Genomic DNA, 11,738 nt, shown 5'->3' on the forward strand with positions numbered 1-11,738 from the left:
GCAAAAGGTTAAACGGCCCGCTGCTATGAGATTCATGCGGAAGACCAAGATAATAGCGACAGTCGGCCCCCCCTCGATCTCCTTGTTGCGGGAGATGAACAGGTACGTTGACGTGTTTAGGCTTAACTTCGCTCACGGAGATGCCGCTCAGCACTCTCAGTACTTCAAGGCGATAAGGGCCAAGGCACCGGGCAAGCCCATATTAGTCGATTTGCCCGGGCCAAAGCTGAGGCTTGGAGACATGCCAAATCCCGTAAAACTGTCAAGGGGGCAAATCGTTACCTTTTCAAAGAGCGGAGAGGGGCTGCCGGTGGAGGATGACGCGTTCTACAGCGTCGTGGAAAGCGGTAGCATTGTGCTTCTGGCCGACAGCGAGGTAAAGGTAAAGATAACCTCGGTTGAGAATGACAGAGTTGAGGGAAAGGTAATCGAGGGAGGGGTATTAACATCCCGTAAGGGCATAAACATACCCAAGCTCAAAGTAAAAGTCGGGTTGACGCCATCCGATAGGTCCCTGCTTGAAGAGGCAAAGGCACTAGGCGCGGACGCCATAGGACTTTCTTTCGTGGTCAGTGCCGACGAGGTCAGGGAGGCCAGAGGCTTGTACAAGGAAGCCTTCTTTATAGCCAAAATCGAAAAGGCAGATGCCCTGAGGAACCTTCAGAGCATAACCGAGGAAGCAGATGGGATAATGGTGGCAAGAGGAGATCTGGGTGTTGAGGTAGGGCTCGAGAGGCTGCCAGGCACCCAGGAGAAGATAATAAGGGTGGCAAGGGAGGCAGGCAAGCCAGTTATACTAGCGACGCAAGTCCTTGAGTCAATGGTTAACAATACCTCTCCCACGAGGGCAGAGGTGATCGACGTGGCCAATTCGGTCAACAAGGGGGTTGACAGCATCATGCTAAGCGACGAAACGGCGGCAGGACAAAATCCCATGGCAGCGGTAAGGTACTTGGATGGCATCATAAGAAAGGCCGAGTTCGACCTTTCCCCTGGCCCAGTCCCAGCTGCTAGGGATGAAAATGATGCCATGGCCTTTGCGGCAGTCAACGCCGCCAAGATAGCCAAAGCAAGCGTGATAGTGGCCCACAGCCGGAGCGGCCTCACGGTCGCACGCGTGGCAAGGCTGAGGCCTGACCAGCCCATACTTGCGTTGGTCGAGAACGAGGAAAAGTTTAGGCAGGCGAGGTTTTACTGGGGGGTGGTTCCGTCGTTAACGCCAAGCAGCAAGGAGGTTAGCCAGCTCTTCTCGCAGTCGTGGAACGAGGCCGTAAAGGCAGGACTTGCCAGAAAAGGCGACAAGGTCGTTGTGGTGGCAGGCGAACCCATGTCAAGAGAGGGCGTCACAAACCTCTTGGAACTGCACGAGGTGTGAAGTACCTACTTCGAGGTAAGTTGGTCTGCAACGCCATCGTCAGGGCTCGCTCATCTTCTGATTGCCAGTGGCACTCGAGCTCTGGAGCGACTTGGTCTAAGGTAAGTGCTGAGGGGCTCAACGTGGCGTTAAAGCGTTTATCATGCCAACCGCGGTTTCTAGGGAAGATTTTGCACATCGCGTGCGCGTGACTTATGCGTACCGATTGCCGACGCGAATTTGCTCTTTCATAAATGCCGCTGAGTTCTCCGTTTTGTTTCCAAGTCCTAAGAGGAAAACTCTATGAACGCCCTCCCATTGTAGCTGCGTTCGCTAGTCGAAAGGGATGCGAGCGCGTCGCGTCCGCTTTCCAGAGGGAACTTCTTCCAAGTCCTTACCCTCAGGTTGGGCGCGAACCTGATCAGGTCAAACATCTCTCTTCTTGTGCCGCCGGTTACGCCTATGAGCTTTACGTGATTGCCGTAAAGCCAGCTTAGGTTAAGCGTCACGTCACCTCCCGTCAGCACGCCAAAAGTCACAAGCCTTCCAAATGGAGCGAGCACGGAAAGGCCCTGATCCCAAACCGCCTTTCCCACCGAGTTCACGACGACGTCTGCCATCTTTCCATTGGTTACTTTCCGGACCTCTTCCTTTAGGTTATCATACCCGAGCACGTGATCCGCACCGTCCACTTCGACTTTTGCTCTAGAAACCGCTATGGTCTCAGCGCCCAGCATCTTCCCAAGCTGAACCGCGAAACGCCCGGTGTTTCCCGTCGCCCCAAGGACGACTAGGTACTCTCCTGCCCTGAGCTCGGACTCTCTCAAGGCGTGATAAGCCGATATGGCAGCCGTGGGCAAGCTGGCTGCCAGTTCCCATGGCATGTCGGCAACCTTTATGGCGTTCCTCGCAGGTACCGGATAGAGTTGTCTGTATCCCCCATCGGTGATGACGCTCATTATGCCTCCGTTCCTGCACATGTTTTCCCTGCCAGAGACGCACATATCGCAGGTTCCATCGAAGACGCGATTGTACACGGTGACGTGATCTCCTGGCTTTAGGTCCGTCACCAAGCTACCAACGCTCTTGATCACGCCTGCGACCTCGGCGCCGGGTATGTGCGGCAGCTTAACGGGAATTCTCTCGACAACAGCGAGGTCTATGGGGTTCACGCCTCCAAGCTTAACCTCAACTACTACCTCATCGGGCTTGGGTTCAGCGTCAGGAAGATCAACTACTTTAAGGTTTTGTATTCCATTTCTTTCAAATAATAAGGCTTTCATAATATATAACGCTGTTTTTGCTTATAAGCGCTTCTGGCTTATGTAAAGCGGCGGTGAGCGAGGCGAACAGAGGATTCAACAGATCTCGACGAAAATGGAACTACGCGGTATTACCTTTGCTAGCCAGTTTGCGGTAAAAACGTAAATTCGCCTGCAGGAAATGATTATGAAAGGTGAAACCAATCCCGATAAACCTCAATATCACATACGCCTTTTGAAGGGTCAAGTACCAGAGTTCGTGCTTCTCCCGGGCGATCCGGACAGGCTGAAGTTGATCTCGTCCCTCCTGTCAGATGTGCGCCTACTTTCCGAGAGCAGAGAGTACGCCTCCTTGGTGGGAAGCTACCGTGGGGTCAAAGTTGGCGTTGTATCCACCGGGATAGGAGGACCATCGGCCGCCATAGCGCTCGAGGAGCTCTGGAGGTTGGGGGTTAGGTATGCCATAAGGGTTGGCACGACGGCATCCATAAGCGATGACGTAAAGGTGGGGGACCTTGTCCTTGCGAGGGCGGCTGTGAGAAATGACGGCACTTCAAGGTATTACATTCCGCAAGAGTTTCCTGCTATCCCAGATTTTAGGCTACTCCTGGAGATGCACTCGATATTGGCGCGCATGTCAGGGACGCTCGGAGTTAGGTACCATTTGGGACTTGTAAGCTCTGATGACGCCTTCTACATGGAAGATGATGAGTTTATTAAGCGCCTAAGTTCGATGGGAGTCACCGATGTCGACATGGAAACGGCAACCCTGTTTGCGGTCGGCATGATCAGAGGTGTATCGGTGGCGTCGATAATGGCAGTTAACGGCAACTTGATCACTGGTCCCGCGTTCGATAATGGCCCCGTGGTCAGAAAGGCCATATTGGCTGAGACAAAGGTCGCTCTTGAAACAATTTACAGGATAAACACCCAAACAAAAAAAGGCTAAAATTTTTCAGTTCACGCAATCAGAGCTTGCCTATGTCGCTTGGTACTTTGATGGTTATAGGCGAATCTCCTACCTTCCAGCCCGCGGGTATTATGTCGAACTGGTCAGCGGTTCCTGGATGCGAGTATATGTAGCGAAGGCCCTCGAAGGCGTTGTATATATGGCCTACGTCTTTTCCTAGTCTGTCATTGAAGACCGATATGTACTGAACTATACCATCAGGATCGATTATTACTGTTCCCCTCTTGGTCATGCCAGTTTGCGTGTTCAGGAATCCGTACGAAGCAGATATGGACTTGGAAATGTCGTCAACTAGTGGGTACATTACCTTTCCTACGCGTGGGCTTGTTTCCCACCAAACCTTGTGCGAGTATATGGAGTCAGTGCTTACCGCAAGCACCTCGGCGTTTGCTGCCTTGAACTTGTCGTAGTAGCTTTGGAAAGCCTGAAGGTCGGTGGCGCATACAAACGTGAAGTCACCCGGATGGAACGTGATTATGACCCATTTTCCCTTGTAATCCGAGAGCGATATCTTCCTTATGGATTTGTCGGCCGGGAAGAACGCGTTTGCACTGAAGTTCGGCGCTGGATATCCTACCTCTATCATTTGTGGTCATGAAATACCTTCAGTAATTAATAAGCCTTATGACCCTGTTATCACATGACGTTCCGTTTCCCGTGACGCAAAAACGATTTTTCGCGAGACCACCGGACAGCATCTGCAAGGAGGGGGGGAACTCCGCGAGAAACTCAAGAGAAACGCCTACCGCGAGCAAGCAAAACTCGCAGTACCTAACATCGGCAGCTGTCGCGCTAAAGGTGAGTTGGTTGTCCAAGGAGGTCGCGGGCACTTCCCCCTTTGAGCCTGTACCCACCGTCAACTGGTATCACGACGCCGTTGACCCAGCGAGAGCCATCACTTAATAGCCACAAAACCACCGATGCGTAGTACTCAGGCGGAGCCTCCAGTTCGCCCAATTTCCTTTCGGCTTGCACGCCATTTGGGCTAAAGGTACCTCCTATCACGCCGGGCGCCACTCCGTTTACCCTTATGCCACTATCCAGGAGCTCAAGAGCCATGAGCTCTACGGCCTTGTTCAACGCGGCCTTTGCCACAGAATACGAGATCTGTTCCCTTTCCCTTAGAAATGAACTTATGGAAGTTGTAAGTACCACCGAAGAACCATAGTGAAGATATGGCAGTACGGCAGATACCATGCGCAAGGGCGATACGAGGTTGGTCCGAACCATCTCGTCAAGGGCGCCGAGATCCTTCGTGGAATCCGGTGTGAAAGCCCCAATGGTCACGGCAAGGTCGTCTATACCTTCCAAGGCCTCGCAAGCCCTCCGGGCAATTAGCTTTGATCCTTCATCGGTAGATGCGTCGCCCTGCACGACTTCCAATTGGCCGATCGATGAAAAAGAGTTGGCTATCTCGCGAAGCCTCTCGACGTTTCTGGCCGCTATGGCGACCCTCGCACCCTTTTTCAGTAGGGCATACGCGAGTGCGGCTCCAAGCCTCCAGCTTACGCCGACCAGAAGCACCTTTCTGTTTTTCATCACAGGATATTGGGCCCTTCGGACTTAAGCGGTTGCCTGCACAAGGGGATCTCTCCGGCGAAGACCAAGTCATTCCCGCTTAGCCGGAACTTCAGCGATCTCACCCTTACGCCTGCGCCTAGGGCTTCCCAGAACGCCCTTGAAAAACTTGGGTCTGTCTTTTCATTGGGGGCGAAGCAAAGCGCGTCATCACGCATTATGAGAACTAAGAGCTCAGAGCTATGCCCCTCAAGCCTTAGGCGAGTTAGCTCTTTAACGTGCTTAAGCCCACGCTTCGTCGGTGCATCTGGAAAAAGCGCCTTCCCGTCGATTACCAGCGTGCATCCCTTGACCTCCGCATAAGTGTCGTCGTAGGCGAAGTCCAGCCTGCTGTCTCCGATCCTTACTTCTCTTCTGGCGCTCGGCGGGAGAAACGCGGACGCTACATCAGAGTGTATCCTGCTGTCAGCAATTACCCATGTGTGGCCATTCAGGAACGCCGTGATCGAGCAATCCGTCTTCTTGCCCCTTGTCTTCCTTATTAACAGGGGGGTTCCAGGCGTTAGCTCGGGGATCCTCCCGGGGTCGTGGAGGTGGCACTTCCTTATCGTTCCCTCTTGATCAACGAGGGTCAAGAACCTGTTCATCCTTTTAATCAGTGTGGCCTCGAAGAGCTCATCGAAAGAGTAAACCACACCTCCTGCCCGCATTAAGGCAAGAAGCCACAGGAGTTAAGCCTATCTGCAGCGATCTTGACATTTTATGGAGATCTATTATCATCCAAGTTGCATTTCAAGCTACAATCTGATAAAGGGGCTTGAATCCGCGGGATATCTGGAAGCCGTGCACTTGATCAATACAGCACAAGAGTTTCAAGATGCCATGGAAAAAGGCGTGATTTCCGTTCCTTACGTATTTGTGGGTGGAAGGCCCGTGTTGGTCGACCCGGTTACTTACGATGAGGTCATAGACCTTTTTGAAGGAAAAAAGAGGGCATCCATAACGATTGATCAGGCTGCTCAGAACTTCGTCAAGTCGGTTTCCGCAAGTGCCTTTGCGGCGACCGCCTGCTTATTGAGGGGCAGTTTCAGGCCTCTGCTGAGCGGAGGTTTCCCGTTTGCCGCATCCAAGGTGTACTTGCACGGTTATGACTTTCGCCTCGGCGAGCTTTTGACATATATCAACGACAACGATGCTCGGCTTTTCGAAGAAAGCCGTGATCATCTCATAAGGTCCGTCGCGTACAACTTGATGAGGATATCCTTCTGGTCTGGAAGTGAGGATGATCTTGATGACTTGACGATCAAGATGCTTTTGTTGGCCAGGGGAAGCTTGGGCAGGGTTGCTATCCCGTATCCTCCCGATATCAGCAATGCGCTGGTGAAGTCCATAGGCGAAGCCCTTGCCGAAAGGGGCGAAAAGTACCTTGAAATGCTCAAGCGGGAACGTGAGACGATACTATCTGATGAGAAATACAAAGCGTTTCTTTGAATGAAACTAGAAAGGCATAAAAATCGAGCTGCCATTTCAGGTGGCATGTCAAGCAAGACGTTGAAGGTTGGCATAATTGGGGCTGGGGCGGTCGCACCTGCACACGTTGAAGCGTACAAGCAGATACCTTGGGTCGAGCTTGTCGGCGTGGCAGACATAAAAGCGGATAGAGCAAAAGATGCCGCTAAGAAGTGGGGAATACCGGAGGAAAGGGCTTTCACAGATTACCACGACCTTCTGGAGCTGAAGCCCGATGCCGTGAGCGTTTGCACTTGGCATAAGGCCCATGCTCCCGTAACCATCGACGCGTTAAACGCCGGGGTAAACGTGCTCGTCGAGAAGCCTATGGCTCCCACGGGAGATGAGGCCTACGCCATGTACAAGGCGGCGGAAAAAAACGGAAAAGTACTCATGGTTGGGTTCCAGAGCAGGTATAACCCGGAGCTTCAGGCGGCCAAGAAGTTCGTGGATTCCGGTTTTCTGGGCAAGGCCTACTACGCCGAAGCTGCAGGCGGAGAGGTAGGCGCCAGAAGAAGGGGAATACCGGGAGAGAGCTTCACGAAGCTTGAAACAGCAGGAGGGGGCGTAACCCTTGACATAGGAGTTTACGTGTTGGATACTGCCCTCTACCTGCTAGGCCATCCCAATCCAGTGTCCGTGAGCGGGTTCACCTACGCGGGCATAGGAAAGGACGAGACCGCGGTGGGCGTAGGTGCTCCTACATGGGCTGGGCAGTGGTATCCAAAGAACTTTGAGGTCGAGGACTTCTCGGCCGCCTTCATAAGGTTCGAGGACGATCTGGTCATGACTTACAAGCAGGCGTGGGCCATGCACGCCGAGTCCTTGGGCAACCCCATACTGCTTGGCACCAAGGGAGGTCTAACGCTGAGCCCGCTAACCCTCTACACCGACATGAACGGCTACATGGTGAATATAAGTCCGCAGCACTTACCCGAGAGGCGCGGCCCGTGGTTCTACCAGAAGGTGTACGACTTCCTTGTCGCGGTTAGGGACGGAACAAAGCCTCCAATTGACACCAAGGGCATAGTCAAGATGCATTACCTCATCGACGCCATATACGAGTCAGCCAAGACGCGGTCCGAAGCCAAGGTCAAGCTTCCGGCGGACATCAAATAAGCCTTTAGCTTGCTTTTTTATTTGCCGGGGCCCATGATCGCAGCTCCCACTTGAAATCAGATGAAATAGATCTTGAGTGGTGAGGCCCTACTTCGCGAAGTCGCGCAGGAATTCTGCTGTGTGGTCAATGGCCTTGTAGTAGTTCTCGAGAGATATGTTTTCATTCGGAGCATGCGCGTTGGAGCCACTTGATCCAGCTCCTATGGCGCTTATGGCGTCTGGTATGCCGGCGATCCTCGTGAAAACCCACATGGGTTGGGTTCCAGCGCTCGTGGGTATGATCACCGGATCTATTCCGTACACGCGCCTGGCCGAACTCTCCATGGCCCTTACGAGCCTTGAATTTGGGGATGTCCTTGCGGCGTACTCTGGGCCGAGGTTCCTTATTTCAGCAACCATACCAAATGCCTGCATGCGCTTGCGGAGCGCCTCAAATATCTTATACGGGTCTTGATTAGGCACAAGCCTGAAGTCTATCTTTGCGCTTGCCGAATGGGGAATTATGGTCTTGCTCCCTGGGCCCGTGTAACCTGAAATGAACCCATCAACGTTAAACGTGGGTTCCGCGTAGAGCGCGCGAAGTAACGACTCCCTATCGTTAAGCTTAAGCTTGTTAACTCCAAGGCTTTTCATGAGCTCGGCTGGATCTTGGTCAAGTTTAGATAATAGCTCATCGAACAAGGGATCTGGCTTTTGGACGTCATCGTAAAAGCCCTCGATGGTCACTTTGCCGTTCTCGTCTACAAGCGATGAGAGGAACTTCATAAGCTGGATCGCCGGGTTTTCCACCAAGGACGCCATAGATGAATGGATGTCCCTGGAGCCACCCTTTGCGTCTATCTGAACGTATAATATCCCCTTAACTCCAAGTATGATCTGGGGCCTTCCCTTTGCGTCTAGTCCGCTTCCCTCCATGAGAACCCCATCGGACTTCAGTTCCCCCGCTACGCCTTTAACGTAATCTGCAAGGTGAGGACTACCAATCTCTTCTTCTCCCTCAAAGAGAAACTTCACGTTGACGCCCAGCTTTCCTTCATCTATCAATCTCTTCACTCCAAATAACCTTGCCATCAGGGTTCCCTTGTTGTCTGATGCTCCCCTTGCGTACACCTTGCCCTCTTCTATCGTTGCCGAAAAAGGGGGAAACTTCCACTCCGACTCGGGATCGACTGGTTGAACGTCGTAATGGTTGTACATGAGGACGGTCCTTTCGGACCCAACGTTGACCTCTCCCCTTACAACTGGATTACCCGCCGTCTTGTTGACGCTGCTCTCGAAGCCAAGCTTGTCCATTAACGATGCCAAGGCCTCGGCGGCTTCCAGCACCCCCTCACCAGTGGCGGAAACCGAGGGCTTTTTCAAAAATTCCAGCAAAGAATTGAGCGCTTCTTCTTTATTGTAGGTCATGGGCAAAGCAAGTAGAACGAGATAAAAGCGTTGCCTCTCTAAGCGGCTGTTGCCTATCTTTAAAAGCCTACGGCACTAGATCTCATGCAGAGCGCCGATCCCCTAGAGGTCAATTCGCTCGTAGTGAAGTACGGTGAAAAGGTTGCGGTAGATCACCTGAGTTTCTCCGTTAAGCCTGGAGAGATATACGGCCTTCTGGGCCCCAACGGAGCGGGGAAGTCATCCACAATAAAGGCCATACTCGGGCTGGTCCCTGCCCAAGAGGGTACAATAAGGGTGATGGGCAAACAGGCGCCCTCAAAGGAGGTCATGAACTACATAGGTGCAGTCCTAGAAAGTCCAGCCATATTCGACGTTTTAACCCCGCTGGAGTTCTTTGAGTTCGTGGCCTCCGTGAGGCGGGTCAACGACCCATCGAGGCTTAACGGTCTTGTGGAGGCCTTCGAGCTGCGCCAGTATCTAAAAACGCCGATCGCGTCTCTTTCCATGGGAAACAAGCAAAAGGTTGCGGTCATAGCTGCGATGCTGCACCGGCCCAAATTGCTGTTGCTAGATGAGCCGTTCAACGGGCTCGACGTGAAGTCGGTGAGGATTTTCAAGGAGCTCTTGAAAATGCACGTGGAAGGAGGGGGCTCCGTCATCTTTTCCACTCATATAATGGACGTCGCGGAGAAGATATGCACAAGGGTGGGCATAATAAACGAGGGTAAGATGGTTGCCGAGGGAACGGTCGAGGAGCTGAGGAACCAAGTTAAGGCGGCCTCGTTAGAAGACGTATTCCTCAAGGCCACGGAAGAAGAGGAAGAGGTTAAAAGTCTAATAAACGCTTTATCGGGCGCTTGAATCATGCAGTGGAAGGACATATGGGATATAGCGGGAAAGGTTTACGACGAGCTCATGTTCCAGGGATACGCCGCGTCGAGGCTCACCGGGCTTTCGCCGACGGAGAAGATCGCGTCGAGGCTTGCAAGGAACGCTAAGCTCTACAAGTACTTGATGAGCGCAGTATACGGTGGTATGATTGTGCTGACCATGGCCATGGGTCTCCTAGATAAGTCTTACTTTGCGGGCATATCGGTGACGATCTTCTTCTGGGTTTACATACTTGTTTTCCTGTCAGCTTTTCAGATCAGTTTCTCCATATCCTCGTCTCCTCACATAAGGAATTTTTTGAGCACCCTTCCCTTGGATCGCACCGAGCTTCAGGCCACCTCAGCTGTTTCCATTCTCAGATCGGTTGACGCCCCAATATTGGTATCGTTGATCGTTCCCGTTTTTGGTGGGGCCATTTACGGCTTGACTTACGCGGTCAATTTCTTAGTGGCGTCGATATCGGGAATATCGCTTGCGCTGGCAACGGACGTGGCCCTATCGTACGGCTTCCGCAAGGTATCGGTGGGAAGCAAGGTGAGCGGCCTGATCAGGGCTGGCTCCATAATTCCCGTGGTGCTGCTGGCCGGAGTCGCTTATGACGTACCCATATTCATAGCGCAGCACTGGAGTTCTTACCTGGCCTTTGTTCCAGTGCTCAACCTGTATTGGATAAACCGGACCTGCATGGCTTTATCCGGCGTTTATGCGGTGCTTTTCCTCGCTCTCGCCGTTTACGGCTTCAGCAAGCAGGCCATATACCTTCTCACACCTGAACAGTACATCGGTAGGTCCTTTGAGGGGGAAATCAAGGTTAAGCAAACCAGCCCAGCGGTAGCCATAATCACGCTCGACTTCAGGCAGGCCCTTCGCTCAAGGCTTGCGGGCATGCTGGCGATACCTGTGATTTACTTCGCGTTGGCAATCATCACGGCAGTGACAAGTAGGTCTCTCATAAGCAAAGATTACTTGGTTTTCTGGGGAAGCTATGTGGTTCCAATGGCCTTTGCGTCAGCAATGCTGGCATATGCCCTTTATGCCTCGGAGGAACGGGGACTGGCAACTTTCATGACGTTGCCCATATCGAAGCTCGAAAACTTCTTGAGCAAGTGCATGGTTACGATGGGAATATATGCGGTTGTCGGCGCCCTTATGTCTGCGCTCGTGGTGTACTTCGGAAAGCCCAGCTACTGGCTCCCGATTATGCTCATGGAGTTTCCATTGATGGCAACCGTCGCCTTTGCCGGATATTACTTCAGCAGGGTTTTCAAGGGGGGCGGGGCAGGCATGGCGAACTCCGTGACCGCCGTGCTCTTCACCATTGGCGTTATATTCATAATAGCCATTCCCAGTGGCGCGTTCATGATTGCGGCTTTCCTCACCAAGAACGTGGCCAGCTCGTCTGCGGCCCTGCCAGCATTATCGCTTGTGGAAATGGCGCCCTTTCTTTACGCGCTTTCAAGAGATCGAAGGGTAGCGAGCAGGGGTAAGATGCGGATGCTTGCCCTAATGCGAGAAACCTTCAGCCTTTCGCTCTAATAAGCAGGCCGAAGTCGCCCTTAGGGATCTGCCCGCCTGCGAAAGCGCGAGGGCTTCCAACGAGGGCTTCCAACCGGAGAGAGGCCCTTGCCGGCGGTGCCCTCCCTCGAGGCCCCATCCGCCAGTACGGGATAGTTCACAAAGAACCCGAACTCCCTTTCCAATTCCAAACCCAACCCTTTATAAAGGG

General features: G+C 52.8%; 12 protein-coding genes. 6 read left to right on the plus strand and 6 right to left on the minus strand.

Annotated features, from left to right (window positions below):
- Positions 1-34: 34 nt before the first annotated feature.
- Positions 35-1,375 carry a pyruvate kinase gene (gene pyk / locus PRZ02_RS02880; RefSeq protein ID WP_449464335.1) on the plus strand — a complete coding sequence of 447 codons (1,341 nt, stop codon included), beginning with the start codon at positions 35-37 and terminating at the stop codon, positions 1,373-1,375.
- A 266-nt stretch (positions 1,376-1,641) separates the two neighbouring features.
- On the opposite strand, the gene PRZ02_RS02885 is transcribed toward pyk, so the two are convergent.
- Positions 1,642-2,637 (minus strand): alcohol dehydrogenase catalytic domain-containing protein, encoded by a 996-nt coding sequence (locus PRZ02_RS02885; RefSeq protein WP_449464336.1) that lies wholly within the window; start codon positions 2,635-2,637, stop codon positions 1,642-1,644.
- Between the two features lie 166 nt (positions 2,638-2,803).
- On the opposite strand from PRZ02_RS02885, the gene PRZ02_RS02890 reads away from it, so the two are divergent.
- Complete coding sequence (locus tag PRZ02_RS02890) at positions 2,804-3,565, plus strand: nucleoside phosphorylase (RefSeq protein ID WP_449464337.1); 762 nt, start codon at positions 2,804-2,806, stop codon at positions 3,563-3,565.
- A 19-nt stretch (positions 3,566-3,584) separates the two neighbouring features.
- Here PRZ02_RS02890 and PRZ02_RS02895 read toward each other — a convergent pair whose 3' ends face one another.
- From PRZ02_RS02895 to sfsA, 3 genes are all read right to left on the minus strand, one after another.
- Positions 3,585-4,172, minus strand: coding sequence for a redoxin domain-containing protein (locus PRZ02_RS02895; RefSeq protein WP_449464338.1), 588 nt, complete (start codon positions 4,170-4,172; stop codon positions 3,585-3,587).
- Positions 4,173-4,378: 206 nt separating this feature from the next.
- Positions 4,379-5,125 (minus strand): SDR family oxidoreductase, encoded by a 747-nt coding sequence (locus tag PRZ02_RS02900; RefSeq protein ID WP_449464339.1) that lies wholly within the window; start codon positions 5,123-5,125, stop codon positions 4,379-4,381.
- Complete coding sequence (gene sfsA / locus PRZ02_RS02905; protein WP_449464340.1) at positions 5,125-5,814, minus strand: DNA/RNA nuclease SfsA; 690 nt, start codon at positions 5,812-5,814, stop codon at positions 5,125-5,127. Before sfsA ends, PRZ02_RS02900 begins: the two co-directional genes overlap by 1 nt.
- Positions 5,815-5,866: 52 nt before the next feature.
- Between sfsA and PRZ02_RS02910 the strand changes: the two genes are divergently transcribed.
- Positions 5,867-6,595: a hypothetical protein gene (locus tag PRZ02_RS02910; protein ID WP_449464341.1), complete on the plus strand. Its 729-nt coding sequence runs from the start codon at positions 5,867-5,869 to the stop codon at positions 6,593-6,595.
- Positions 6,596-6,640: 45 nt separating this feature from the next.
- Positions 6,641-7,732, plus strand: a complete 1,092-nt coding sequence (locus tag PRZ02_RS02915; protein ID WP_449464342.1) for a Gfo/Idh/MocA family protein — start codon at positions 6,641-6,643, stop codon at positions 7,730-7,732.
- A gap of 87 nt (positions 7,733-7,819) precedes the next feature.
- Here the strand turns inward: PRZ02_RS02915 and PRZ02_RS02920 are convergent, their stop codons facing one another.
- A complete protein-coding gene (locus PRZ02_RS02920) occupies positions 7,820-9,139 on the minus strand; it encodes a M20/M25/M40 family metallo-hydrolase (protein ID WP_449464343.1) in 1,320 nt (439 codons plus the stop codon).
- 84 nt (positions 9,140-9,223) lie between these two features.
- Between PRZ02_RS02920 and PRZ02_RS02925 the strand changes: the two genes are divergently transcribed.
- Together PRZ02_RS02925 and PRZ02_RS02930 are read left to right on the plus strand one after the other, a co-directional pair.
- Complete coding sequence (locus tag PRZ02_RS02925; RefSeq protein WP_449464344.1) at positions 9,224-9,982, plus strand: ABC transporter ATP-binding protein; 759 nt, start codon at positions 9,224-9,226, stop codon at positions 9,980-9,982.
- Positions 9,983-9,985: 3 nt separating this feature from the next.
- Positions 9,986-11,548 (plus strand): hypothetical protein, encoded by a 1,563-nt coding sequence (locus tag PRZ02_RS02930; RefSeq protein WP_449464345.1) that lies wholly within the window; start codon positions 9,986-9,988, stop codon positions 11,546-11,548.
- Positions 11,549-11,568: 20 nt separating this feature from the next.
- On the opposite strand, the gene PRZ02_RS02935 is transcribed toward PRZ02_RS02930, so the two are convergent.
- The gene (locus tag PRZ02_RS02935) at positions 11,569-11,718 is read right to left on the minus strand and encodes a hypothetical protein (protein WP_449464346.1); all 150 of its coding nucleotides are present in this window, start codon (positions 11,716-11,718) and stop codon (positions 11,569-11,571) included.
- Between the last annotated feature and the right edge of the window lie 20 nt (positions 11,719-11,738).

Source organism: Tardisphaera saccharovorans, from assembly GCF_046635845.1.
Lineage (GTDB): Archaea > Thermoproteota > Thermoprotei_A > Marsarchaeales > UBA168 > UBA168.